Source organism: Hyphomicrobium sulfonivorans (assembly GCF_013306565.1).
Classification (GTDB): domain Bacteria; phylum Pseudomonadota; class Alphaproteobacteria; order Rhizobiales; family Hyphomicrobiaceae; genus Hyphomicrobium_A; species Hyphomicrobium_A sulfonivorans.
The window spans coordinates 1,054,850-1,080,701 of record NZ_PZPO01000001.1 but is presented as its reverse complement, the minus strand read 5'-3'; the positions used below and the strand labels follow the sequence as shown (position 1 = coordinate 1,080,701).

Below are 25,852 nucleotides of genomic sequence, written 5' to 3'. Positions count from 1 at the left end.
CGAGCCACCACAGGCGGCAACGCTTTCATTCGTTTGCATTTTTACGCCGGAACTTGCTGGCGCGCACACCCGGTGCAGCAGCCGCATGCGAACCTTTGCGCCGGGTCGCGAACTGCCAAACTGTTTCTACGTCAATCCTGACCAGCAAGCTATTGGGCCGGCTTCGCGACGTGTTGTCGGTAGAATCTTCGCGCATTTCACGCAGGCAGTCAGCGCAATCACGCCGAAGCGAGGTCTATTTGACCATGCGACGGCAAGGTTTACTGCACCTTAGATGTGATAAGAGTAGATTGGCCCGCAGATGCGCGGCATCTGCATCATTCAGCAAAATTTTGTTAACGGGGGCTAGGGCCTGACAATGGGCCTTTTTTCGTCATCGGCTAAACCTAAGCGCTCCTCCATGAAGCGCGTGCTGCTGGTTGCGCCGCTCTATGGCCTGGCTTTCGCAATCGCCTCGATCGCCGGCCTGATGATCTACTATTCGGTCATCTACCCCGATCCGCTGACGCTGCGCCCCAAGAAGAACACGCCCTATGTGCGCGTGCTGGCTGCCGATGGCACAGTCATCAGCGAGCGCGGCGGCGGCGATGACTACGTTCCGCTTGATCTGCTGCCGCGCTACGTCAGCGATGCAGTAGTCGCCACCGAAGATCAGCGCTTCTACGACCATCATGGCGTCGACCCAATCGGCATGGCGCGTGCGGTTGTGATCAATCTGCGCAAGGGGCGCACGGTGCAGGGCGGCTCAACGCTTACCCAGCAGCTGGCAAAGAACCTGTACCTCAGCCACGATCGTACGTTCTCCCGCAAGCTTGAAGAGTTCACGCTGGCGCTCTGGCTGGAATCCCGGCTGTCGAAGCAAGACATCATGGAGCTCTATCTCAACCGGGTTTATCTCGGCGCGGGCGCCTATGGCGTCGATGCTGCCGCTCGCCGCTACTTCAGAAAATCTGCGCGCGATCTGACGCTCGCTGAATCGGCGATGCTGGCCGGACTGCTGAAGGCTCCGTCGCGTTATTCGCCGTTGTCCAATCCCGGCTTTGCCCGCGCCCGCGCCCGGCTGGTGCTGTCGCAGATGGAGGAAATTGGCTTCATCACGGAGGAGCAGGAGCGGCAGGCACTTGAAGAGGTTGCCGACGCATTCAAACGCTCGCAGCACGCCGCGCCCCTCGGTGCTGACTACGCTGTAGATTACGTGATGGAGCGACTGGCGCCTGCATTCGTGATGGGGCTGGCGACGGAAGCATCGGGCCTTGTCGTCGAAACGACGCTTGATCCGGTTTTGCAGGCCAATGCTGCAAACGTCGTCGAAGAACATCTGGCCGTGCGCGGACAGGAATTGCAGGCCAGCGAAGCCGCCGTTGTCGTGCTTGATCGCGATGGTGCCGTACGCGCTCTTGTGGGTGGCCGCTCTTACAGCGACACGCAGTTCAATCGCGCCGTGAAGGCGATGCGTCAGCCGGGATCAGCGTTCAAGCCGTTCGTGTATCTTGCCGCTCTGGAGGCTGGCTACACGCCGGATACAATCGTCAACGACATCCCGATCACAATCGGCAGTTGGTCGCCGCGCAACGAAAACGGCGAATACCTCGGCCAGATGCCGTTGCGTACGGCGCTGGCCAAATCGATCAATTCTGTTTCGGCACGCCTGACCGCTGAGGTTGGCCCCGCACGCGTAATACGGCTGGCGAAGCGGCTTGGCATTGCTTCGCCGCTGGCGCGCGATGCAACTATCTCGCTCGGCACATCGGAAGTGTCGCTGCTTGAGCTGACCAATGCTTACAACCCGTTTGCAAATGGCGGCCACGCCACCGAGCCCTATGTCATCCGCCGCGTCAGCAGCCTGAAGGGCAAGGTGCTGTTTTCGCACCAGCCGCAACCGCGCCAGCCAGTGATCGCGCCTGCACACACGCGCTATATGGACGATATGCTGACGACAGCGTTGAACGAAGGCACCGGCCGGCGCGCAGCGCTTCCGAATGGATCGGCGGCGGGCAAGACCGGCACGTCGCAAGGCTTCCGTGACGCCTGGTTCATCGGCTACAGCGATCGCCTCATCGCGGGCGTGTGGACCGGCAACGATGACGGCAGCACGATGAATCGCGTTGTTGGCGGCAGCCTTCCCGCAGAGATCTGGCGCCACATCATGATGGGGCCGTCAGCTCCCATTCGAGCCCCGCACGCGCAGCAGCCAGTGGCGCAAGCAACGCCGCGACCTGCATTGCCGCAAGCGTCAACGCCGCCCGACAGCGACGACTATCCATCCGAACGCACTGCCGAAGACTTCATCGCGCGCGCACTGGATACCGACAGCGTCACGACGCCGGATACAGCATCCATTGGTGATGGCGCGCGATAAGCGCAGGCGCACGCTGACAAACGGAGCATGCGCTGCGGTGCTTTGCACCTGAAGGGTGATGCGTGAAAATCCGGCGCAACTGAGAGCGGCGCGACGCCACTACAATCAGTCGGTTTCGCTGGAGCCGTAGCGATGCAGATCGAGGCCATAGACCTGCAGCCAGCGCTTGTCTTCCTTCATTGCCGGAATGAGCTGCTCAACCAGCGCCCAGAACTTCGGCCCGTGATTCATCTCAGCCAGATGCGCAACCTCGTGGGCGGCGACATAGTCGAGCACACGCGTTGGTGCGAGAATGAGACGCCAGGAAAACGACAGCACGCCCGTTGTCGAGCATGACCCCCAGCGCGTGGCCTGATCGCGAATAGCAATGCGTTTCGCCGCCAGACCTAGCGCACGCGTATGCACCTGCACGCGCTCATCGAGATCACGACGCGCTTCACCGGAGAGCCAATCGCGCAGACGCCGCGGCGCGTGCTCAACCTGCCCTGCAACATGCAGCTCCGGCATTGTCGGGCCTTGCACCACCTGCACGACACCGCCCACTGCGCGCTGGCCCGTGAACACGAGTGAATGATATTCGCCGCGCAACGGCACAAGCGCACCATGTGCGAATGGAACAGGCTGCGGGATGGAGCTTAAACGCTCACGCACCCATTCAATGTTGCGATTGAGAAACGTGCCGGCTTCACCGAGATCGCATTGAACCGGCATTGTCACGATAACGGCGCGACGTGTGCGACTGACGCGCAACGTCAAACGGCGCGCACCTGGGTGACGCCTGACTTCAACCGGGCAATCGAGTTCATCGATGCGCGGACGATTCAATGAATCCCCCTTGACGAAATTCCGCACCGACTTCCCCCTAGTGCAACGTAACGGCTGGTCGGAACACCTGCCGAGAACCGCCGAACGTTAGCAGCTCGCTGCAGACTGAATCTGACCTAATCGAAATTTGAGTGTCCCGCCAGCAGCAAAACCAGATCGCGCCGACGATGTGGTGATTGTGTGGCCTCGACGACGCTTGAAGCTGGCCGTTATCCGAGCCGCTTGTCAAGCTTCTCGACCATCGCATCAATGCCGGTCATCGGCGTGAAGTGGTCAACGTACTTACCGTCCGGCCCCATGAGATAGATAATCGACGTGTGATTAATGCCGTATTCGTTCGGCGCCGATGCGTTCGGAGTCTTTTCAAAAAACACGCGGTAGGCTTTCGCGATGGCGTCAATCTGCTCCGGCGTGCCGGTCAATCCCACAACGCGGTTATCAAAATTCTTCACGTAAATAGCCAGTTTCTGCGGCGTATCGCGTTCTGGATCGACGCTCACGAAAATCGGCACAACCTTGTCGGCCTTGTCGCCAAGCTTATCGAGAGCTGCGCCGATGAGCTGCAAACCTGCCGGACAGATGTCCGGACAATTGGTGAAGCCAAAGAACACCAGCATGTGGCGGCCGCGAAAATCTTCGTCGGTGACAGCCTTGCCCGTTGTGTCGGTAAGTTGGAACGGACCGCCGATCAACGCCGCTCCGCTCTGGGTCGTGCCTGCCTTGTCGCCGGCATTATTGAAGATCGCCAATGCACCCAGACCGCCCAGCAACAGGCCGATCGCAATACTGCCGATAAGCTTTGAACGCATTCCGAGAGCTCCCATCTGCACCATGGCACTTAAGCCGTAAGCGAACGCTGCGCAACGTATTGCCAATGGAGCGGCGCGTCACGTTACACGCTCGGCCCTGGACCGCTGGCGCAATAGCTAAGCCATCGTGGCCAGATCGCATCGACGGCAATGCGCCGCGCCGCCACGAACTGCGGCAACGCCGTATCACCTGCTGGCGTATTGCGTGCTCCGGCCCTGTAGCGAGGGTCATTTTGCAGCGTGACGATTACATCGTCAGCGCCGAACTGATCCGCAGTGATATCGACAATCATGCCGCCGCACATCACCCAGGCGTGGGCCTGCCAGCGCGAACCATCAAAGAAGCCGAACGGGCCAAGCTCTGGCCCGGCCTCATCGAGGCGCGGCGTGCCCGACATCCACGTAGCGGGCAGCCCCCGATGACGCAACACTTCGACCATAAAAAGGCTGGTCCGCCCGCACGTGTGCCGCGAAGCGACCGTTGGTGGCTGGCCTCCCCGTGCTTGGTGCCACTCCAGCCAAACCGGCGCCATGAAGCTGCGGGCGCGGCGGGCAATCGATAAAAGTTGGCGCTCCATTAAGGCCATCGGTATATCGGGGGAATCTGGCGCCACCGTCCCGCACCTCAGCGGCGCGTGAAAGCGCCAATCCATGCTAGCTTAGCGCACCCGAACGCAGCCAGTGTTCCGCGCATACGAGGCCATCCGGTGATCGTGAACCTTCTCGACCGTCCCAAGAAACGGAAAAACCAACGCGTTCTCGCGGACCCGGTCAACAATCGCCTGCGCCTGCAAACCATCATAAGGCTGCGCTGGATCGCCGTGCTTGGCCAGTTCGCCGCACTTTCGTTCGTGGCGTTTGGGCTGGGCTTTTATGTTCCGATCGGGGCCTGCCTCACGGTTATCGCGCTTTCAGCGTGGCTCAACGTGTTCCTCGCGGTGTGGTACCCGACGCGGCACCGCCTCAGCATCCGCTACGCAACCGCGCTGCTCGCCTATGACATCCTGCAGCTCGCCGCGTTGCTGTTTTTGACCGGCGGCATGGACAATCCGTTCACCATGCTGATGGTTGCTCCGGTCACCGTTTCGGCCGCCACCTTGCCACTGCGGAACACCATCGCGCTTGGCATTCTGGCGCTTTTGTCGGCAGCGTTTCTGGTCGTCGCGCATGAACCGCTGCCCTGGTATCCGGGCATCGAGCTTGAGCTGCCGCTGATTTACAAGCTGGGTTCATTCGCAGCGCTGTGTGTCTCAACCACCTTCATCGCATTCTATGCGTGGCGGCTGACGAAAGAGGGCCGGCAGATGTCGGCCGCACTCACCGCGACAGACATCGTGCTGGCACGCGAGCAGAAGCTGCATGCGCTGGATGGTCTGGCAGCAGCGGCGGCGCATGAGCTTGGCACTCCACTATCCACCATCGTGCTTGTGACAAAGGAGCTTGAGCGTTCGTTCAAGCCGGACGATCCGTTGATCGAGGACATCGCACTTCTGAAGCAGCAGGCACTGCGTTGCCGCGAGATCCTGCAGAAGCTGACGCGCCATCCCGGTGAAGAAGATCCGATGTACGCCCGCGTGAGTGTGCGGGTCATGCTGGAAGAGGCGGCAGAACCCTACTTTTCTGATGCCATCGCCATCAACGTGCAGGCCGGGCCGGCCGATGGAAGCAAGCCAGCAAGCCACCGTCTGGCGGAGATCGAGCGCCGTCCCGGCATCATCTACGGGCTGGGCAATATCATCGAAAACGCCACAGAATTCGCGAAATCGAAGGTGGACGTCACCGCCAAATGGAGCAATTCCGGGCTGATTGTGACCATTGCCGATGACGGGCCGGGATTCCGCGCCGAGATCATGGACAGCATCGGCGAGCCATACGTCACCACTCGGCCAGCGGAAATGAGCGACGGACTTCTGGACGAGGATTCAACCGGTCTGGGTCTGGGCTTCTTCATCGCCAAGACGCTGCTGGAGCGCTCCGGCGCCACCGTCAGCCTCGCGAACCGCTCCGGCGGCGAGACTGGCGCGGTTGTCACCGTGAGTTGGCCGCGCACGTTTATCCTCAACCAATAGGAAATGCGCGCACCTGAAACCGGAAAAAAAGTGTCGCAGATAATGCTGCGTTGACGAAAAAGCTATCTTCCGGCTGACAGACCTGCGACAAGGTGCGACTTTACAAGCTATAGTTGGAGTAACACTCCCCCGTGGGCCGTCCAAATCGCCAAGGCGGCCCGATCGAATCTGCCTAGAGTTATGCGTAGGAGGCGTTCGTGGAGGCGAAACACGCTGCATCCGATTCCGGATTGGCCGGAGGAAAAATGGACGAATCAGAAGATCTCTCCTTCCGACAGGACGAACTGCCCGAAGATCGCTCGCTTATCGTTGTCGATGACGACCGCGCATTTGCGCAGCGGCTCGTGCGTGCGATGGAGCTGCGCGGCTTTGAAGTGCGCGGTGCCCATTCGATAACGGAAGGCATCGATCTCATACGCGAACGTGCGCCGGCCTTCGCCGTCGTCGACATGCGTCTTGAGGATGGCAACGGCCTTGAGGTCATCGCCGAGCTTGCCCGGGCTCGCCCGGATGCCCGCGCGATCGTGCTCACCGGCTATGGCAACATCGCAACCGCTGTCACCGCCGTTAAGCTGGGCGCGGTCGATTATCTCGCCAAGCCGGCCGACGCCGACGATGTGACCGACGCGCTGCTGGCTCCGTCCGACGACAAGGCGCCGCCGCCAGAGAACCCGATGTCGGCAGACCGCGTCCGTTGGGAACACATTCAGCGCGTTTACGAGCTGTGCAACCGCAACGTGTCCGAAACGGCTCGCCGTTTGAATATGCATCGGCGCACGCTGCAGCGCATCCTCGCCAAGCGCGCTCCGAAGTAATTCGGCAGACTGGAGCGCGATCGCTGTTTGCGAATGGCATGCGCGCTCTGGTTTTTCTCGATGGCTGAGACTGATGATTCATCGCTTCGGACTAATAGAGTCCGAAGCGATCATCGTCTTGGCGCAGCGCAATGCTCAGGCACGCTCGATATCCGGGTCTGCCAGCATCTGCAGGCTAAAGGCTGCTGCGCGCGCAAAGCGCAGCGTCATTGCCTTGCGGCGAGCAGCGGCGAGACGTTCTTCCGGTGCCTCGCGCACGATCTCTCCGCCATATCGGTCCGCCAGCATCAGTCCGGTTTCAGCCGGCAATAACTCCTGCGGAAATTGCGGCGACACCGCGAAGAACAGCGCGTCTGCGAATTCCATATATTCCGGCCATTTCTGATCGACGCGAAAATCGTCCACGCACGATTTCACCTCCACGATCCAGATGGCGCCGGACGGAGAAAGACCGACGACGTCCGCGCGCCTTCCGTTCGGCAACACCAGCTCGCGAACAACAGCGAATGACATCGAGCGTAACAACCGACCGACCCCGCGGCATACATCGCGCGTAGTTGCGTCACGGGAAAACGCGTCGGCTTCAGCACAGGCCGCGGCGGCATTTGCGACGTCATCCGCAGCGCCGCTTATGGCCTGCAGTGGCACAACTTGATGATGCAAAGAGGCGCCTGCCACGCCGCCTATAGTGTCCGCGCGATCACAATTTTGGCCATCGTCGCCATGCTCTGCCGCGACATTGTCGCCGGTTTCCCCGGAATTTTCCGCCGTTGCCGTCATTTGACCACCATGCGTCGCTGCAATCAGGCATGACATCGGGGGTGAAGCCAACATCACGAGTCGGTGGCGGGTGCGCAGCACCCATCGGCCTCGTCGATATTGTTTTCGCGTGTCGTGCTCTACGAATTTCGGCAACTCATCGAGGGACGGGCGCCGGCTGCATGTTCTTCAAACGCTTCATGCCAGGCAAGGGCAAGGCTGTCGCGCAGGCGACCGAAACGGACGCTGATGCGCAGAGCGGCGATGCTTCGGCGTCGGCGATGACGGCCGCAGTCGCATCGGCGACAGCAACCGATGCTGCCAGCGCCACCGAAGCTGCCGCAACAAAAACCGGCACAAAGCTTTGGGCCAGAAAGACCACCAAGGTCAGCAGCATGCCGATGCCGGCAATCGATGCAGCCGAGCTTGGCTTCAAGACCACCGCCGAGCTGACACCATCGCCTGCTCCGGTCGGGCAGGAAAAAGCGCTGGAGGCACTGACCTTCGCCGCCAGCATGAAGGGCTCCGGCTACCACATCCTTGTCACCGGCGAGGAAGGCAGCGGCCGCCGTACCGCAACGCGCACCATCCTGCGCAGCGTGGCCGCCGATCTGGAGCGCCCCGATGACTGGATCTACGTCAACGCCTTCGATGCCGAGAATGGTTTTCGCGCGCTGAAACTGCCAGCTGGCACAGCCAAGGTGTTTGCGCAGAAGATGGCGCTGGCGGTTGATGAACTGGCCGAAGCTCTGCCCGCCGCGTTTGCCGCTGATGATTTTGATCTCAAGCGCCGCATGATCGAGGAAGAGCACCGCTTCCGGCGCGAGGATGCACTGCAGGCATTGCAGCAGGAAGCCGAAGCCCAGAACATCGCGTTGCTGCGTACGCCAGCCGGAATTGCCGTCGCACCGATCCTCGAAGGCAAGGTTGTGAAGACCGATGTCTTCAACGCCATACCGGAGGCAATGCAGCGCGAGGTCGAAACCAAGATCGCCGCCGTCGAAGCAGAGCTCGCCAAAATCGTCAGCGACAATACCGAAACGGAAGAGCACCGTTGCGCGCGGCTCGATGCATTGACCGCCGAGATCGCCGGACGACATGTGCAAGCCGCGCTCGAAAAAGTGCACGCCGACTTCGCCGAGATCGATGGCGTTACAGACTATCTCGAAGCTGCGGGCAGCGACATGATCAGCAATGCCGGTCTGTTCGTCGCGCACGCCGAAACAAACGATGCCGGCTCCGCTGCTGGCCGGACAACCCAGCGCGAAGGCGGCAGCGTGCGGCTTGTGCAATCGGCGGCGGCACATCCGCGGTTCGCGCGCTATGGCGTGCATGTGATGGCTGCATCGCCAGGTAACGGCAACGGTGGCGCACCGATCGCGGAAGAAACAAACCCAAGCTACTCGAACCTGTTTGGGCGCGTTGAGCTTGCCCATGACAGCGATGGCCAGCCGCGCATCGTGCGTATTCGACCCGGCGCGCTGCATAGGGCCAACGGCGGCTTTCTTTTGCTTGAGGCCGATGCACTGCTGAGCGCAGGCGCTGCTGTTTCCTCGTTGCTGCGCGCGCTTGAAACATCGGAAATTCGCTTCGATCCGCCAACCGATCCCGTTGGCGTCATCGGCGACGAGATCCCAACGCTGGAACCTCTTCCGTTCAACGTGAAGCTGGTGCTGATTGCCAGCGATGCCGCGTTGAAGCTGCTGAAGGCCAGCCATCCAGCGCTGGTGCGCGCGTTTAAATCACGCGCCCCATTCGAGGAAGCCGTCTCAAAGTCGACGACTAACATCGCGAAATTTGCGGGCCTCGTTGCGTACATAGTCGAGAAGCACGACCTCCGGCCATTCAATGCTGAAGCTGTCGCCATGCTGATAAACGAAGCGACGCAACGGGCGGGCGATCCCGGCTTGCTGGCGCTGCCGGTTTCGGAACTGGTGGATCTTTGTCGCGCCGCCGACCATTGGGCCGACAACGAAGATCGCAAAACCGTGTCAGCGGACGACGTAGCGCACGCTTTGCAGCACTTCTACGGCGACGACGCCACTGAACACGAAACGCGCCGGGCAATGCCATGATTGCGCATGTGGCCGCCGCCGGCGAACGTAGCGGACGCGTTGTGCTGTGGCATGGCGGATCACCAACGGTCAGCCGCTTTGCCATCGACGCGGCCATGGTGCTGGGCAAAACGTTTCAGGCCGAAGTTGAAAGTCTCTATGTCGAGGATCAGCAGCTGTTCGACTTCGCGGAGTTTCCATTCGCGCGCACGATCAGCACATCCGGCGGCGACTGGGAACCGCTGCCGGTGGAAACGCTTGAGCGCAAGATGCGCGCGCTCGCGGCAGCGCTGCATCAGCAGGTGGCGGAAGCTGCCAGCGCAGCCGGCCTGCCGTGCCAGTCACGCGTGATGCGCGATGATCCGTTGCGCGCGCTCTCGCTTGCGTGTGCGATGAACGGCCCCTGGAATGTCATTGCGGTATGCGAGCCATTAACCGCTGGCGATGGGACGCGGCTGGCCAATCTTTTCGAGCAAGTGCGCGACACCACCGGCGTTATCGTCACCGGGCCACTCGCGCGGCGTTCGGAAGGCCCTCTGGTTGCCGTGGTTGAGGAGTTCTATCGTCTGGGTCCAATGCTCAAAACCGCCCTGCGCATCGCGGAAACGAATGACAGCCAGGTGCGGCTTTGCGTGGTGGGCAACGTTGCAGATGAACTTGGCTGGATGGAATCTGAAGCGCGCATACTTTGCGCCGATCCGGAGTTTGAAAGCCGCGTGAGCGTTGAGAGCGTGCTTGCTGCCAACGACGACCCTGCGCCGCTTCTAGACATGCTGCGCGTACACAAGCCCGGGCTGGCGCTGGCGCAGTACGGCGGCCGATTGATTGCACCGGAAGCCAGCTTGCGCCCCCTCACGCGTGCGCTGGAATGTCCGCTTCTGCTGGTGCGGTAAAGCGAGCGGCGCGCGTCTGCAAAGCGCTCCGGCTCGAAACAGCTGCCCGCGCACAACTGACGTCAGCCGACATTGCACGCACCGCTGACCTTCCGCCGCGCATAATGACACGACCGAAGCAGGCAGCCGTCACTCGCGCAACATTAGACGTCGAGGTTGGTGACGCTCAGCGCGTTGTCCTGGATGAATTCACGGCGCGGCTCGACCACATCGCCCATCAGCTTCGAGAAGATCTCGTCAGCCTCGGAGCTTTCGCCGATCTTCACCTGCAACAGCGTGCGCACATCCGGATTGAGCGTCGTCTCCCAAAGCTGATCGGGATTCATCTCGCCCAGACCTTTATAGCGCTGCAGCGACAGACCTTTGCGACCAGCCTCATAAATTGCATCCAGCAGCGAACGCGGCCCGAACACATCGATGGCCTCACTCTTCCGGCGCAGCTTGGCCGGCACAGCGTAGGCTTCCGCCAGTTGCTCATGGCGCTCGTTCAGCCGGCGTGCATCGAGCGAACCAAGCAACGCCAGATCCAGCGTGTGGGTCTCGGTTACGCCGCGCACTTCACGCTTGAAGTGGAAGCCGTCGTTGCCGAAGCGGCCTTCCCAGCCCTGCTCGGTTTCGTCCGCCGTGGCGTTGAGACGGGCAGCAACTGCACCGGCGATCTCGGTTGCCTTCGCAGCCGAGTGCTGCAGCTCAACATCGAACGCGCCGGCAATCGCTGCCTGCTCTACGACTGCGCGCGAGTAACGCGAATGCAGGCCATCCATCAACGAGGCGACAGCGCGTGCCTGATCGACGATAGCGCGCAGGTCACGACCCGCACGCTCACCGCTGCCGGTCACAAGCACCGCATCTTCCAGACCGGATTCGATCAGGTAGTCTTCCAGTGCGCGCTGATCCTTCAGGTAGGCTTCGGATCGGCCACGCGCGACCTTATAAAGCGGCGGCTGCGCGATGTAGACGTGCCCATTCTCGACCAGCTCCGGCATCTGCCGATAGAAGAACGTCAACAGCAGCGTACGGATGTGCGCACCGTCGACGTCGGCGTCCGTCATGATGATGATCTTGTGATAACGCAGCTTGGCGAGGTTGAAGTCTTCGCGAATGCCGGTGCCAAGCGCGCCGATGATGTTGGTCACCTGCTCGGACGACAGCATCTTGTCGATGCGCGCGCGCTCAACGTTGAGAATCTTACCTCGGATCGGCAGCACGGCCTGGAACTCGCGCTTGCGGCCCTGCTTCGCCGAACCACCTGCCGAGTCACCCTCGACGATGAACATTTCGGTGTTGGTGGGATCGCGATCCTGACACTCGGCCAGACCACCCGGCAGCCGCAGACTGTCGAGCGCGCCCTTGCGCCGCGTAAGCTCGCGCGCACGCCGCGCAGCTTCGCGGGCCAACGCCGCTTCGACGATCTTGCCGACGATAGCCTTTGCTTCCTTCGGGTGCTCTTCAAACCACTGCATCAGCTGTTCGCCGATGATGTTTTCGACCACCGGCTTCACTTCCGACGAAACCAGCTTGTCCTTGGTCTGGCTGGAGAACTTCGGGTCAGGCACCTTCACCGACAGCACGCATGTGAGGCCCTCACGCGCATCCTCGCCGGAGATATCGACCTTCTCCTTCTTGGCGACGCCGCTATCGACCGCGTACTTGTTGATCACACGCGTAAGCGCGGCGCGGAAACCGGCAAGATGAGTGCCGCCGTCGCGCTGCGGGATGTTGTTGGTGAACAGCAGCACGTTCTCGTGATAGCTGTCGTTCCACCACAGCGCCGCTTCCACGACAACGCGATCGCGCTCGCCGCTAAGCAGGATCGGCTCCGGTAGCAGCGGCTGCCGCGAACGGTCGAGATAACGCACAAACGCGGCCGTGCCGCCCTCGTACAGCATTTCCTCGCGCCTTACGTCAGCGTGGCGCGCGTCGGTCAGCACGATCTTGGCGCCGGAGTTCAGGAACGCCAGCTCGCGCAGGCGGTGTTCCAGTGTGCCGAAGTCGAATTCGACCTTGGTGAAGGTTTCCGGGCTCGGGAGGAACGAGACCTCAGTGCCGCGCTCATCGCCGGCATCGCCAACCACCTGCAACGGCGCAACGGGCACGCCATCGCGAAACTCGATCAAGTGCTCGCTGCCTTCGCGCCAGACGCGCGCCTTCAGCCAGGTCGACAGCGCGTTGACGACCGAAACGCCAACGCCGTGCAGACCGCCCGAAACCTTGTAGGCGTTCTGATCGAACTTGCCGCCGGCATGCAGCTCCGTGAACACGATTTCCGTCGCGGAGCGCTTCGGATCGTGGTCGTCATCCTGCTTGATACCGGTTGGAATACCGCGGCCGTCATCGCGCACAGTCGCTGAGCCATCGGGGTTCAGCGTCACCGTGCACGCAGTTGCATGACCAGCCAGCACCTCGTCGACGGCGTTGTCGACGACCTCATAAATCATGTGGTGCAGACCCGAACCGTCGTCCGTGTCGCCGATATACATGCCCGGACGCTTGCGAACGGCATCGAGGCCCTTCAGCATCTTGATGGAATCGGCGCCATAATCATCAGGCGCGGCAGTCTTTTTCGCGGGCGAAGCGCTCATAATCCGGATTGTCCCAGGGGTCATTCGGCCTTGATGCATCTATAGCACAAGGCCCCACAGAAAGCACCCTCACAGGCGCCCTATACATAACAAAAATAGGTATTATTTCAGCTAGTTAGAAGGTGATGCGGCACCTTGTTCATACCGTGGCGCAAAAGTCTCCAAAACGCCATCGCTCACACGGCGGAATCGGGCCCTGTCGGTCAACCATGAAAACGCCTGTTCGTCGGTGCCGGTCATCCATGCCTGGACGCCAAGGCGCAGTATTTCCGCGAATAATGCGGCCCTCCGATCTGCATCCAGATGGGCCGTTACCTCGTCGAGCAACAGGATCGGCGCCGCATCGCGCCGACGCGCCACAAGCTCTGCATGGGCCAGCACAAGGCCGATCAGCAGCGCCTTCTGCTCACCGGTAGAACATAGGCGGGCGGGCATACTTTTCGGGGCATGCGAAACGATCAGATCGGAGCGGTGCGGGCCATCCAGCGTTCGCCCTGCCGCCCGGTCGCGCTCGCGCCCGGCCCGCAGCCGCTGCATGTAAACGTCTTCCACCTCAACCGCCGCCATGCGCTCCAGATCCGCCTCCAGCGCGCCCTCCAAAGCGAGGCTGGCCGGTGGGAACGGCGACGACGGATCGCGCACCGCGCGCTCGGCCATGATCGCGGCCAGGCCCGTCACCGCTTCAGCGCGAGCAGCTGCAATCGCAACGCCCGTCTCCGCCATCAGCAGCTCAAGACCTTCGAACCGGGAAGGATCGCGCACGCCGTCGGCCAGCAGCCGGTTGCGCTGCTGCATCGCGCGTTCAAATCGCGAGGCGCCGGTACGGTAATGTGGATCGAAGCACAGGATCAGCCGGTCGAGAAACCGGCGCCGTTCCGAGCCCGCGCCCGTGAACAGGCCGTCCATTGCCGGCGTCACCCACATCACCTCGACGAGATCGGCCAGCGCGCCCGCTCCGGCGTTTTCGCCGTTGATCCGGACGATGCGGCCGGCACGTTCACTGACGGCATTTTCGGCCAGCAGCCCGGTGCCGATATCAACCGCGCCAACGTGCGTATGCGTGTGCGCCGCGACCGCCCAGCCGCCATCGCCACTGCCACGCGCCAGATCCGGATAGGACACGCGACGCATTCCCTGCCCCGGCGTCAGCAGCGAAATCGCTTCCAGCAGATTGGTTTTGCCAGCACCGTTCGCGCCGATAAGCACCTGCGGCTCCGGCCCGGCTTCGATCGTCGCGTGCGCATAATTGCGAAAGTTGGAGAGCGTGAGCCGCTCGACCCAAAGTTTTTCTGCGGACATTCAGGTTCGCTTCGCGGGTGCCGCCGGTTGCTTCTGGACCCGTCCGGCCGGGCCGAAGGGTACTCGCACTCTGGAGCCTTTCAGCACTTCGTTGAATCGCGGAAGGACTGTAGCTGCTTTTCCGGACGCACTCTACTGAGCCTCAACCCGTTGTCCAATCCACGCGCCATACCCTTCATGCAGGGCGGAGGACGGGCCGGGAAACAGCCGCTTCTAAACCCGCATCGGCATCAGAACATAGAGCGCGGCTTCATCGCTCGGGTCGTTCACCATCGTCGGCGAGCCCGGATCGGCCAGCTTGAAACAGGCGCGTTCGCCCTCAAGCTGGCTGGCGATATCCAGCAGATACTTGGCGTTGAAGCCGATTTCCAGCGGCTGCGCGTCGTACTCGACGCCAATCTCTTCCGTGGCGCTGCCGCCTTCCGGATTGTTCACCGAAAGCACTAGCTTGTCGGGCTGGATGTTCAGCTTCACAGCCTTGCCGCGCTCCGAAGCAATGGTGGAGACGCGGTCAACAGCCGAAATGAACTCAGCGTTGGAGACCGTCATTTCCTTGTCGTTGCCCTGCGGAATGACGCGGCCATAGTCTGGGAACGTGCCGTCGATCAGCTTCGAGGTGAGCGTGACGGAACCAATCTCGAACCGCACCTTCGCGGGGCTGACTGCAACCTTCACACCGGCAGCGCTGTCTTCGATCAGGCGGTTCAGCTCGTGCACGGTCTTGCGTGGAATGATGACGCCCGGCATGCCCTCAGCGCCGCCCGGCAGCGGCAGCTCAACCTGCGCCAGACGGTGACCATCGGTTGCCACCGCACGCAGGCGCGTTTCGCCATCACTTTGCGCGGTGTGGAAATAGATGCCGTTGAGATAGTAGCGGGTTTCTTCGGTCGAGATCGCAAAGCGCGTCTTGTCGATCAGGCGCTTCAGATCCTGGGCCGCGAGCTCAAACTCCTGCCCCATCTCGCCGATGCCGATGTCGGGGAAGTCTTCCGCGGGCAGCGTCTGCAAAGCGAAGCGCGCCTGTCCGGCAGTGAGCGTCAGGCGCTCCTTCTCGGCGTCGCGGCGAATATCGACCTGACTGCCATCCGGCAGCTTGCGGACGATGTCATGCAGCATGTGCGCCGGTACCGTGACCGCGCCAGGCTGCTGCACATCGGCAGCGACGCTCTCGATGACTTCGCGCTCAAGGTCAGTGGCCTTGAATTCAAGCGTTCCCTCACGCGCCACCAGCAGCACGTTGGAAAGGATCGGGATCGTGGTTCTGCGTTCGACCACGCTCGTCACATGGCCGAGCGCCCGCAATAGTTCACCACGTTCAATCACAAGCCGCATGGATCGATCCTCGGCGGGTTCAATTGGAACCGACTGTCCCGTTCCGCACACCCTCGGCGGAGGTCGTCCCCGTTCGAGGTCGCAGGACGGCCAATTGGCGAGGGGGAAGCTTGGCAGGACCAGAAATTGGCGGTCTTCGATAGGATTCGCCCCAGGGCAGCATGCCCCGATGCGGCTGTCGTTTTCAAGAGCTGGCTGGGGTGCCGGCTCGCCGCATCGATAACGAAAGCGGGCCGTTTGCGGCCCTTGAGCAACAAAGGAGCGGCGCCAGACCGACGCCGCCCCTCCCCGCTAGGGCTGACCGCACCCCTCGGGGCACGGTCCGCCCGTTCCGGACGGGCCTTAGCCATCAATGGCTGAGCAGACGCTTCAGTTCCTCCAGCTCTTCCTTGAGCCGGGGGTTGCCTGAAAGCTCGCCTTCAATCTTACGGATTGCATGCAAAACCGTAGTATGGTCGCGATTACCGAAGCGGCGACCGATTTCCGGCAGCGACCGGGCGGTGAGCTGCTTGGCCAGATACATACCGATCTGACGCGGCCACACGACCGAGCGATGACGGCGCTGCGAAAGCAGATCGCCCTTCGACACGCCGAAGTGACGCGACACGATGCGCAGGATGTCCTCGATCTTGATGCGACGCGGCTCAAGGCCCTGCACCAGATCGCGGATCACCGTTTCAGCAACGTCCGGCGTGATCGCCGTGCGCATATACTGCCACGTTGCGTAAAGGCGTGTGATGGCGCCCTCAAGCTCGCGGCCGCTTTCGGTCAGGCGCTCTGCCAGCAGCGAGATGATCTCGCGGCCAAGCGTGAACGACGGATCGAGCGCGCGCTTCTCGGCCAGACGCGTCTCAAGCACCTTGAGACGAAGCTCATAGTCGAGCGTTGCAATCTCGGTGACGAGACCGCGCTGCAGACGCGAACGCATACGCTCGTTGAGACGCTCAACGTGGTTGGGTGCGCGTGCCGACGCAACAACGACCTGACGGCCGCCATCCAGCAGCGAGTTGATGATGTGATCGAACTCCTGCTCGGTGCGCTCACCGTGCATGAATTCCAGATCGTCGATCAGCAGCACGTTGATGTCGCGGAACTTCTCTTTGAACGCGAGCGGGTCCTGACTACGCAGTGCTTCAACGAACTGATAACGGAAACGCTCGGCGGTGAGATACAGCACCTGAGCGTTCGGCGAACGGCGCTTCACTTCCCAGGCGATGGCATGGAGAAGATGCGTTTTACCGAGACCAACTGCCGAATGGAGATACAGCGGGTTGAAGCCCGGAACGCCGCCCAGCGCCGTTTCAGCCACCTGCGTCGCGCCAGCATGAGCCATGCGGTTGGAGGGCCCAACCACAAAGCTTTCAAACGTATAGCGCGGATCAAGTGGCGAGCCTTCAAAGCCACCTACGCTGGTGCGGCCTGCCGGAGCCGGGGCAACAAACGTCGTGTTACGCTGAGCAGCATCGGGCTGCGCATTGTTACGCAGAGCGGCAGCCTGCTCGCTCGGAGCGGGCGCAGCCTCAACGCGGGCAGCCGCCTGATTGCCCGGCTGGCGCAGCGCCACCTCAACCTTTTCCGCACCCTTGAACTCAGCGCGACAGCAGTCGAGCAGATCTTCGGAATAGTGCGACTGAATCCACGTCCGCAGGAACTTCACCGGCACCGAGAAACGCACCGTGCCGCCATCGAAGCTTTCAAACTCAAGCGCGTTGAACCAGCTCGTGTAGATGTCGTCGCCCAGACGGGCACGCAGCATCGCACGCACCTTCTGACCACGCGGCTCATCGGAGCCGGTTGTGGCCAATGCGGTTGTTGTCGTCGAGGCAAGAGAACCGGCTGAAATAGGTTCAGCAACAGCGCGCTCTTCCATTCCACCCTGAGCAGCGCCCGCATAGCTGCCCGTTACGGAATGATCCGCTTTATGAATCGTATGCATGTTGTAACCCCCGCACTTGTGTAATCGAACTGTGTCGACTTGCGCCTCAAGCCTCCCAGACAAAGATCTACCGTCGCCCTCCGCCGCCGCGGGTGCGCAATGGATCTGAATCTGGGTCTTCCGTATCGGGTGCGCTAACCTTGCACCCAAGCAAGACCGGCAGCCTTCCAGCCGGCTACTTGCCCTCTATGGCGGTCAGCATCGAGAGGCCCCTCAAAGCCGTCCGCCACGTTTCTGCACTGTCGATAGCCGGCACGCGTCATAGCTTCCGCTGCCATGCGAGAGCGTGCGCCGGATCGACAAATGAAGAGCAACTCTGTGTCTTTGGTGGCGCTCGCCGCATCGAGCGCCTGAGTCAAACGTTCCGCAAAGCCCGCATTGACGTCGCTTTCGGGATACGTCTGCCATTCAACCGTGAGAACCCGTTTCCCGATCCCCGAAAGGTCGGGCAGGCCCACGAACGTCCACTCAGCACGTGTCCGCACGTCGATCAGTACTGCGCTCTCGTCCTTACTGAGGCGTGCCCAAGCCTCTTCCACAGGCACATCCTCAATGTGGACATTTTCGAACGACTGCACTTTCGTCCTCCAACTCACAGACCGCGCTTTAGACAGCGCCCCCAGTTAGTCTGCTCACACAACTAGCGTGACTAGAAAACGGCTCCCTCACCTTCCAGATGACAATCTGAAAAGCGACGCAAGCAACGCTACTAAGCTTCGGTAAAACCAGGACGCGGCACTATACAAACCTGGCGGCGACTGGCTCATGAACTACTGGATAAGTTCCGCCCGTCGACCTTCAGAACCGTAGCCCTTAACTGTGCGTTAAGCAAGCGCATCGGGTGCGCAAATGGCCGGTTGCAGCAGCGTGCAACGAAGTGTGAAGCGGTGGATATCCTGTGCATCTGCTGCAGCTTCTGTGGATAGTCATTTGAGCAAGTTGCTGATTTGCAAAGCACTCGAACACATGTCCAGACGCCGACAAAACTTCTCCTCCGCTACATGCACGAAACATCATTTTTAGATTGAGCTGTTGTCGCGCTTTTTAAGACGCGATGTGCGAAGCCGCTTCAGTGCGTGACGATCAACTGCTGTGGAATCCGTCACTTATGGCTGTTCGCGACTCGTGTGCGAGAAGTGGATCGCGTGTCACCGCTGTTGCGTAGTTACCGCACCACAGCCGACGCGCGGATCTTCTCGCTGCGCTGCGCGATCCTGTCATTGCAAGTAGATTGTGCGGAGATCGACGACCAGCGCGATGCAAGCTGATCGATGCGGCACAGACCGATGATGATTGGGCATCTTGCGCATGGCGCGGATCGGAACACTCCGTTGGTGCTCTCTACGAGTCCGCTAAAACGTCGACACGCGCCGGAGATCATGGCGCAGATATCGGTAGCCTTGCGACCGGTAGCGCGGAGCATTTTCCGACGCAGTGGATACCAAGTTCGTCGCAAGAAAATGCGGCCAGTCAAAAAAAACTAAAGCGCGCGATCCGATGCCGCCGGATCGCGCGCTCTGGAAATGAAAAGGCCCCCTTTCGGGGGCCGATTTCTTAGTTCGCCATTGCCTTCACGCGGGCAGCGAGACGAGAGATTTTCCGGCTCGCCGTCTTCTTGTTCAGAACGCCCTTCTGAGCAGAGCGTGCCAGCACGGACGAAGTGCTGCGCAGTGCGGCAGCGGCGTCAGCCTGATTACCGGAAGCGATAGCTTCTTCCATCGAGCGCACAGCGGTGCGCGCACGCGAGGTGCGGGATTTGTTCACTGCCGTGCGGCGGAGCGTCTGACGTGCCGCCTTCTGTGCCGACTTCGTATTGGCCATAGTCCTTCGTTCCTCTAGATCACCCTGCCATCTCCTGACGGCGGGCGTTGTTAGCCGGGCCGCTCGCCCCCAAAGGCGGCTCGGCCCAAACGCGCTGGCCGCCCGGAGCACGGAGCTACGAGCGGCATCATGAGCGTTCGTATAGACGCGACAAAGTGTAGGGTCAACGGCGCTCGCACACTGACAAGTATCTTATGGGACTTGCCAGAACGCTTAACCCAAGGCTCTCCTAGCCACGGTTACTGAATACTTAACAACCCTGCAGGAGGCACGATGTCGGCTTGGCTTTGGATCTTAACTCTTTTGGTAGGCACAGCCGCCGTCACGTGGAGCACCCTCCAGGGCCAGGAAACCCACATGCTCGTTATCGCCTTGACCTGCCTCGTTTTCGCGCTTCTGGGCATCTGGCAGCGCCGCCGCCTGGTGGCCGCGGGCGCGGGTGAAGCGGCTCTGGCAGGCAGCACCTCCAGCTCGATGGGACTGGTCTGGGCCTGGGCCGGCCTGTGCATGCTGTTCACCTATCAGCTCGTCCTGAGCTGGCATGAATGGTGGCAATACGTGCTGGCTGGCCTTGGCGTTGCGGCGCTGTGCCTCGGCTTTGCAGCCATGATGGGCAAGGATGCTGCGGCAGGTCGCACCGACGAGCCGATGCTGAAGATCGCCCGCTACCTCACCATCGGCCAGTTTGCCGGCATGATCATCGCCATGGTCGGGATGTATATCGACAATAAGATGCCGCGCGATCCGAGCGAGCCGGACTGGGCTGCCAATGCCATCTTCTTTTTTGGCGCCGCCGCCCTCGCAGTACTGAGCGGTTATGCGCTCTGGGGACCGCAGGCGCGCCGCGCCTGACGCGTTACATCGTCATTCGCTGACCATCACCGCTCCAACCACAGACGCAAAAACGGAAGCAACAGATGCCCACCGGACCACGCCAGCGGCTTCTGTTGCCCGCCGTGCTACTTGCCTTCGTCGTCAGCATCCTCATCTGCGTGTCGGCGGCCAATCGGCACTCATCCGTTGTGATGGGGCTCGCTGTCGCACTGTTCTCGGCGCAGGTGCTGATGTCGGCGCTGCGCGTCAACCTGCCGTTATGGAACGGCGCAACGCTCTCCTCCGCCGGACGCACCTGGGGCTGGAACAACTCGCTGCTCACAATCACAGCTTACAGCTGGGGCGCGGCGGCGATGTTCAGCATCTACGGGTTGTCGGATCTCAACTGGCGCCACTGGTGGCAGTATGGTGCAGCGATGGCGCTGCTGGCGGCGATCGCATACGGATGCGCGCATGTTCTTCTGGGCCGCGGCGACAAACAGCCAACGCAATCGGCGCTGCAAACTCTTGCCCGCATGACGCTGCTGCAAGGCATCGCCGCGATTGCAGGGCTGGCATATCTCATCGGCACCGGCGCGCTCAACACCATCAAAAACGACTGGGCCGCCAATAATGTATTTCTGGCCGGCGGCATCACGATTGCACTGCTATCGCTGTTTTCCTGGCTGACGTATCGACGCCTGCTCCGGCAAGCGGCAGCGTAACGCGCCGCCATCAATCAGCGCTGGCAACGCGGGCAGTAGAACGTCGAACGGCCGCTCTGCACCAGACGCTCAATCGTTCCGCCGCAACCCTCGCGCGGACATTTTTTGCCAGCCCGATTGTAGACGGCGAACCGGTGCTGGAAGTAGCCCAGCTTGCCATCGGTATGGCGGTAATCACGCAGCGATGAGCCACCCGCACCGATGGCATCATTCAGCACATCGCGTATCGCCGTAACCAGCGCCTCAGCCTTCGGGGTTGGCTTGCCCGTGGCCGTCGCGATGGTGGCTGCGCCACGCGTCGGCAGCAGATGCGCGCGATACAGCGCCTCGCACACGTAGATGTTGCCCAGCCCCGCGATGATGCGCTGATCGAGCAGAAACGCCTTCAGGTCGGTGCGCTTGCCATGCGCCTTGGCCGCAAGATGCGCCGCGGTCAGTTCCTCGCCCAGCGGTTCGATGCCGAGCTGACGCAACATGGGATGGGTGTCGCGCTCCTCCGGCTCAACCAGAAGCATAAAGCCGAAGCGCCGTGGATCATTGTAGGTGACGGTCGCCCCATCGCTCATATGGAACACGACGTGGTCGTGCGTCCCCCGGCTGGTGGGCGCCACCAGCTTGCCGCTGCGGCTGATTTTCTTGCCGCGCGCCTTCTCGCTGTGGCTGATGAGGAAGCTGCCGGTCATGCCGAGATGCATCAGCAGCAACGCGCCGTCGGAAAGGTGCGCCAGCAGATACTTGCCGCGCCGCTCCAGCCGCTCAATCGTGCGGCCCTTCAGCCGGCCGGCGAAGTTCTGCGGCAACGGGAAGCGCAGGTCCGGCCGCCGCTGCTCCACATGCTCGATGGCGTGCCCCACCATCGCGGGCACCAGACCACGGCGTACGGTTTCGACTTCGGGCAATTCCGGCATGATAAGCGACTTGTTAGGGCTGGCTTGAGGCTGAGGCAGCACGGAGCATAGCGCGGCCTCGCGGGCTTAGCTATGGTGCCGCCATGAGCAACGCATCTCCGAACGACACATCCACCACCTTTGGCTTCCGCGATGTCGAGGCCGAGCAGCGTCAGGGCCTCGTCAACGGCGTATTTGCCGCCGTGGCGGATCGCTATGACGTGATGAACGACCTGATGTCGGGCGGGCTGCACCGGCTTTGGAAAAGCGACTTCATCAATGAGCTGAACCCGCCGCGCGGCGCAACGCCATTCCGGCTGCTGGATGTGGCTGGCGGCACCGGCGACATCAGCCTGCGTTACGCGACCAAAAGCGGCCCCAACGCGACCGCGGTGCTGTGCGACATCAGCCCGGAGATGCTGGCTGTCGGCCAACGGCGCGTCACTGAAGCGGGCTTGCAGAACCGCATCGAACTGGTGGAGGGCAACGCTGAGGTGCTGCCGTTCGAAAGCGGCGCATTCGACGCCTACACGATCGCGTTCGGCATCCGCAACGTCACGCACATCGACAATGCGCTGGCCGAAGCTTATCGCGTGCTCAAGTTCGGCGGACGCTTTCTGTGTCTCGAGTTTTCAGAGGTGCAGACGCCGATCCTCGATCGCCTCTATGACTTCCATTCGTTTGAAGTCATTCCGCGACTGGGACAGGCGGTTGCGGGCGACGGAGATTCCTATCGCTATCTGGTGGAGAGCATCCGCAAGTTCCCCAATCAGGAACGGTTCGCCGGCATGATCCGCGATGCTGGATTTGCGCGCGTGAGCTATCGCAATCTCACCGGCGGCGTCGCGGCCATCCACTCAGGCTGGAAAATCTGATCCGCCGCACGGCGAACGGCAGCGCGCGGCTGAACGGAGCCCCTGCATCTCCCGCCGCAAAAATCCGCAACGCTCCATGGCGCGCATCACTTGATGGCGGCATCGCCTGCGGCACGAATGGCGTCGATGTTAGCGGCGTAGGATTGACGCGTGCCGCCCTTGAACACCGCTGAACCGGCCACCAGCACATTGGCGCCCGCCGCCGTAACCAGACCTGCGGTTTCAGGCGTCACGCCGCCGTCGATCTCGATGTCGATTGGGCGATCGCCAATCATTGCCTTCACGCGACGGATCTTCTCGACCACCGCCGGAATGAAGCTCTGACCGCCGAAGCCGGGGTTTACGGTCATCAGCAGGACGAGATCGAGACGATCCAGCACGTAGGAGATGACTTCCTCCGGCGTCGCTGGATTGAGCGACACGCCCGCTTTCTTGCCCAGCGCGCGGATGGTCTGCAGCGAGCGGTCGAGATGCGGCCCTGCTTCAGCGTGAACGGTGATGATGTCCGCGCCAGCATCAGCGAATGCCGCCAGATATGGATCGGCGGGCGCAATCATCAGGTGGACGTCGAATACCTTCTGCGAATGCGGGCGCAATGCCTTGATGACGGGCGGCCCGAACGTGATGTTGGGCACGAAATGGCCATCCATCACATCAAGGTGAATCCAGTCCGCACCGGCCGCCTCGACGGTTTCAACCTCTTCCTTGAGGCGGCTGAAATCGGCCGAGAGGATGGACGGAGCAATCGTCACCGAGCGGGCCATGTGCGCATTCCTTCAGAAGCGATAAGCAAAATCCTGCAGCGCACCTTTTAGCGGTGTGGCGCGGCTGCGTCTCGCACCCAAACCCCGCTGCGCGGAAAAACCGTTAGCGACGGATCGCCCCAATCCGGTCAGGCAACCGTTAAGACGCGCGACGGCGCCGCTCCACCAGCTTCAGGATGTGCGGCGTCAGAATGAGCTGCATGCCGAGATCCAGTTTCGCGCCGGGAATGACGATGGAGTTGGCGCGCGACATGAAGCTGCCCGGGATCATCGACAGCAGATACTGAAAATCGATACCGCGCGGATCGCGGAAGCGGATCACCACCATCGATTCATCGGCGGTGGGAATCCAGCGGGCGACAAACGGATTTGACGTATCGACCGTCGGCACGCGCTGGAAGTTGATGTCGGTATCGGAGAACTGCGGGCAGATATAATTCACGTAATCGGGAATGCGCGTCAGGATCGCTTCAATCGACTCTTCGTGAGAATATCCGCGAATGGATTTGTCGCGGATGAGTTTCTGTATCCACTCCAGATTGATGACCGGCACAACGCCGATCTTCAAATCCGCATGCTGCGCGATGTTGACGTTCGGTGTCACCGCGGCGCCATGCAGCCCTTCGTAAAACAGCAGATCCGTGCCGCGCGGAAAATCCACCCATTCGGTGAAAGACCCAATGGGCGCGTTGTGGATCACCGCATCGTGCTCATCGTGGATGTAATGCCGGGTGCGCCCGCGCCCGTTCTCGGCATAGTTGCGGAACACATCTTCCAGCTCGGCCAGCAGATTGGCTTCCTCGCCGAAGTGGCTGAAATGCAGATTGCCCTGCGCTCTCGCCTCGACGCTTTTCTGCTCCATCTCCGCACGGCCATAGCGATGGAACGCATCGCCTTCGATGAAGGCGGCGCTGATGTGCTCCCGGCGAAAAATGTTTTCGAACGTCTGGCGGACAGAAGTTGTGCCTGCGCCCGACGAGCCTGTGACCGAGATTATGGGATGCTTGGCTGACATAGCGGTGGCAACACTGCCTTATATTTATTGATTAACTTTTTAAAACCGCAGAAGCCCCCTGCGACTGAACAACGGCGAACGCTCACCACGGATCTGCAAACCGTCATGCAACCGTGCCGCATGCTCTACTTCTTTGCGCGATCCTGCAATCAGCGGAATGCGCTGATGCAGAGATTTCGGCGACACCTCCAGCAGACGCTCCCTGCCGGTTGAGGCTGCTCCGCCCGCCTGCTCGACCACCCACGCCAGCGGACTGGCTTCATAGATGAGCCGTAGACGGCCGTTGCGGAACTCGCGGCGCTTGTCGCCCGGATAGAGATAGATGCCGCCACGCGAAAGAATGCGATAGAAATCCGCCACTGGCGAACCGGTCCAGCGCATGTTGAAATCGCGCCCACGCGGGCCTTCCTTGCCACGGCGACAGTCATCGATGTAGGTGCGCACCGGATCATCCCAATGGCGCGTGTTGGAATCGTTGACCGCGTACTCGCTGGTCCGCAGTGGCAATTCCACCTTGGGATGCGTGAGCAGAAACGTGCCGGAGCGGCGGTCAAGCGTGAAGATCTGCGTACCCGCACCAACCGTGGAAACCAGCACCGTCTGCGGCCCATAAAGAAAGAACCCGCCTGCAAGCTGATTTACGCCACGCTGTAAAAACGCCGATGGCTCTTCATTATGCTCCAACGCGGGCAGCACGGTGAAAATGGTGCCGATGGAAGCGTTGGCGTCGATGTTGGACGAACCGTCCAGCGGATCGACCGCCACCAGCAGCGGCGCCTTGGCATCCAGCAGCAACGGCGCTTCCATCTCTTCGGAAGCCAGCGCCGCAACCGGCGCCTTGCGCAGCACGTCGATCAGCAGGTTATTGGCGACGAGATCGATCTCTTTCTGCTCATCGACATCGCCCTTACGGCCGGTAAGCCTGCCCATGGGCCCCGCGAGAGCGCCGAGCGCCAGCAGATCCGACAGCTCGGCCGCCGCCGACGCCAGAGCCTCCATGGTCGCGGCAATCGCCAGACGCGCCGGTCGGCTGCCAGCCCAGCCACTGAAATAGGCCGCAAGCGTTAGTGGCTGCTCCATCCCTTTGCCGCCCCTCCCCAGCTCCGCCACCGCAACGCAAAACGCGTCGAGGGCGTGTATCAGGCCACGGTTCTATGCCATGGCGCGACTAAAGGGGCGAGGGGCGATGCTTTTTTGATCGCTGCGGATGGGCGCGATCA

The 25,852-nt window shown here is 61.5% G+C and carries 22 protein-coding genes; 8 read left to right on the top strand and 14 right to left on the bottom strand.

Going from position 1 to position 25,852, the window contains the following annotated elements:
• Positions 1-400: 400 nt before the first annotated feature.
• Complete coding sequence (locus C6Y62_RS04985; protein WP_173952992.1) at positions 401-2,359, top strand: transglycosylase domain-containing protein; 1,959 nt, start codon at positions 401-403, stop codon at positions 2,357-2,359.
• A 105-nt stretch (positions 2,360-2,464) separates the two neighbouring features.
• Here the strand turns inward: C6Y62_RS04985 and C6Y62_RS04980 are convergent, their stop codons facing one another.
• From C6Y62_RS04980 to C6Y62_RS04970, 3 genes are all read right to left on the bottom strand, one after another.
• A complete protein-coding gene (locus C6Y62_RS04980) occupies positions 2,465-3,184 on the bottom strand; it encodes a M48 family metallopeptidase (RefSeq protein ID WP_210257971.1) in 720 nt (239 codons plus the stop codon).
• 209 nt (positions 3,185-3,393) lie between these two features.
• Positions 3,394-3,993 (bottom strand): SCO family protein, encoded by a 600-nt coding sequence (locus C6Y62_RS04975; protein WP_173952991.1) that lies wholly within the window; start codon positions 3,991-3,993, stop codon positions 3,394-3,396.
• 83 nt (positions 3,994-4,076) lie between these two features.
• The gene (locus C6Y62_RS04970) at positions 4,077-4,433 is read right to left on the bottom strand and encodes a transglutaminase-like domain-containing protein (RefSeq protein ID WP_173952990.1); all 357 of its coding nucleotides are present in this window, start codon (positions 4,431-4,433) and stop codon (positions 4,077-4,079) included.
• 267 nt (positions 4,434-4,700) lie between these two features.
• On the opposite strand from C6Y62_RS04970, the gene C6Y62_RS04965 reads away from it, so the two are divergent.
• Both C6Y62_RS04965 and C6Y62_RS04960 read left to right on the top strand, forming a co-directional pair.
• Positions 4,701-6,062: an ActS/PrrB/RegB family redox-sensitive histidine kinase gene (locus C6Y62_RS04965; RefSeq protein ID WP_338074299.1), complete on the top strand. Its 1,362-nt coding sequence runs from the start codon at positions 4,701-4,703 to the stop codon at positions 6,060-6,062.
• A 245-nt stretch (positions 6,063-6,307) separates the two neighbouring features.
• On the top strand, positions 6,308-6,877 hold the full coding sequence (locus tag C6Y62_RS04960) for an ActR/PrrA/RegA family redox response regulator transcription factor (protein ID WP_068459490.1): 570 nt from the start codon (positions 6,308-6,310) through the stop codon (positions 6,875-6,877).
• A gap of 135 nt (positions 6,878-7,012) precedes the next feature.
• On the opposite strand, the gene C6Y62_RS04955 is transcribed toward C6Y62_RS04960, so the two are convergent.
• Positions 7,013-7,792, bottom strand: coding sequence for an MmcB family DNA repair protein (locus C6Y62_RS04955; protein WP_246274290.1), 780 nt, complete (start codon positions 7,790-7,792; stop codon positions 7,013-7,015).
• A gap of 26 nt (positions 7,793-7,818) precedes the next feature.
• Here C6Y62_RS04955 and C6Y62_RS04950 point away from each other — a divergent pair, with 26 nt between their 5' ends.
• Positions 7,819-9,711 carry an AAA family ATPase gene (locus C6Y62_RS04950; protein WP_173952989.1) on the top strand — a complete coding sequence of 631 codons (1,893 nt, stop codon included), beginning with the start codon at positions 7,819-7,821 and terminating at the stop codon, positions 9,709-9,711.
• Positions 9,708-10,583 (top strand): hypothetical protein, encoded by an 876-nt coding sequence (locus tag C6Y62_RS04945; RefSeq protein ID WP_173952988.1) that lies wholly within the window; start codon positions 9,708-9,710, stop codon positions 10,581-10,583. The genes C6Y62_RS04950 and C6Y62_RS04945 overlap by 4 nt, the downstream gene beginning before the upstream one ends.
• A 143-nt stretch (positions 10,584-10,726) precedes the next feature.
• Here C6Y62_RS04945 and gyrB read toward each other — a convergent pair whose 3' ends face one another.
• The 6 genes from gyrB to rpsT form a co-directional block, all read right to left on the bottom strand.
• On the bottom strand, positions 10,727-13,165 hold the full coding sequence (gyrB, locus tag C6Y62_RS04940) for a DNA topoisomerase (ATP-hydrolyzing) subunit B (RefSeq protein ID WP_173952987.1): 2,439 nt from the start codon (positions 13,163-13,165) through the stop codon (positions 10,727-10,729).
• Between the two features lie 111 nt (positions 13,166-13,276).
• Positions 13,277-14,464 (bottom strand): DNA replication/repair protein RecF, encoded by a 1,188-nt coding sequence (gene recF, locus C6Y62_RS04935; protein WP_068459497.1) that lies wholly within the window; start codon positions 14,462-14,464, stop codon positions 13,277-13,279.
• Positions 14,465-14,677: 213 nt separating this feature from the next.
• Positions 14,678-15,796, bottom strand: coding sequence for a DNA polymerase III subunit beta (dnaN, locus tag C6Y62_RS04930; RefSeq protein WP_068459499.1), 1,119 nt, complete (start codon positions 15,794-15,796; stop codon positions 14,678-14,680).
• Positions 15,797-16,145: 349 nt separating this feature from the next.
• Positions 16,146-17,552, bottom strand: coding sequence for a chromosomal replication initiator protein DnaA (gene dnaA / locus C6Y62_RS04925; RefSeq protein WP_417999868.1), 1,407 nt, complete (start codon positions 17,550-17,552; stop codon positions 16,146-16,148).
• Positions 17,553-17,866: 314 nt separating this feature from the next.
• Positions 17,867-18,310 (bottom strand): rhodanese-like domain-containing protein, encoded by a 444-nt coding sequence (locus C6Y62_RS04920; RefSeq protein ID WP_068459500.1) that lies wholly within the window; start codon positions 18,308-18,310, stop codon positions 17,867-17,869.
• 976 nt (positions 18,311-19,286) lie between these two features.
• Complete coding sequence (gene rpsT / locus C6Y62_RS04915; protein WP_068459502.1) at positions 19,287-19,553, bottom strand: 30S ribosomal protein S20; 267 nt, start codon at positions 19,551-19,553, stop codon at positions 19,287-19,289.
• Positions 19,554-19,910: 357 nt separating this feature from the next.
• On the opposite strand from rpsT, the gene C6Y62_RS04910 reads away from it, so the two are divergent.
• Both C6Y62_RS04910 and C6Y62_RS04905 read left to right on the top strand, forming a co-directional pair.
• Positions 19,911-20,405, top strand: coding sequence for a hypothetical protein (locus tag C6Y62_RS04910; protein WP_173952985.1), 495 nt, complete (start codon positions 19,911-19,913; stop codon positions 20,403-20,405).
• Positions 20,406-20,470: 65 nt separating this feature from the next.
• Positions 20,471-21,091: a hypothetical protein gene (locus C6Y62_RS04905; RefSeq protein ID WP_173952984.1), complete on the top strand. Its 621-nt coding sequence runs from the start codon at positions 20,471-20,473 to the stop codon at positions 21,089-21,091.
• 14 nt (positions 21,092-21,105) lie between these two features.
• Here the strand turns inward: C6Y62_RS04905 and mutM are convergent, their stop codons facing one another.
• Positions 21,106-21,999 (bottom strand): bifunctional DNA-formamidopyrimidine glycosylase/DNA-(apurinic or apyrimidinic site) lyase, encoded by an 894-nt coding sequence (gene mutM, locus C6Y62_RS04900; protein ID WP_173952983.1) that lies wholly within the window; start codon positions 21,997-21,999, stop codon positions 21,106-21,108.
• An 83-nt stretch (positions 22,000-22,082) separates the two neighbouring features.
• Between mutM and ubiE the strand changes: the two genes are divergently transcribed.
• Positions 22,083-22,853: a bifunctional demethylmenaquinone methyltransferase/2-methoxy-6-polyprenyl-1,4-benzoquinol methylase UbiE gene (ubiE, locus tag C6Y62_RS04895; RefSeq protein WP_173952982.1), complete on the top strand. Its 771-nt coding sequence runs from the start codon at positions 22,083-22,085 to the stop codon at positions 22,851-22,853.
• Positions 22,854-22,939: 86 nt separating this feature from the next.
• On the opposite strand, the gene rpe is transcribed toward ubiE, so the two are convergent.
• From rpe to C6Y62_RS04880, 3 genes are all read right to left on the bottom strand, one after another.
• Positions 22,940-23,617: a ribulose-phosphate 3-epimerase gene (rpe, locus tag C6Y62_RS04890; protein ID WP_173952981.1), complete on the bottom strand. Its 678-nt coding sequence runs from the start codon at positions 23,615-23,617 to the stop codon at positions 22,940-22,942.
• 139 nt (positions 23,618-23,756) lie between these two features.
• Positions 23,757-24,632 (bottom strand): phosphoribulokinase, encoded by an 876-nt coding sequence (locus C6Y62_RS04885; RefSeq protein ID WP_173952980.1) that lies wholly within the window; start codon positions 24,630-24,632, stop codon positions 23,757-23,759.
• Between the two features lie 39 nt (positions 24,633-24,671).
• Positions 24,672-25,712 carry a class 1 fructose-bisphosphatase gene (locus tag C6Y62_RS04880; protein ID WP_173952979.1) on the bottom strand — a complete coding sequence of 347 codons (1,041 nt, stop codon included), beginning with the start codon at positions 25,710-25,712 and terminating at the stop codon, positions 24,672-24,674.
• Between the last annotated feature and the right edge of the window lie 140 nt (positions 25,713-25,852).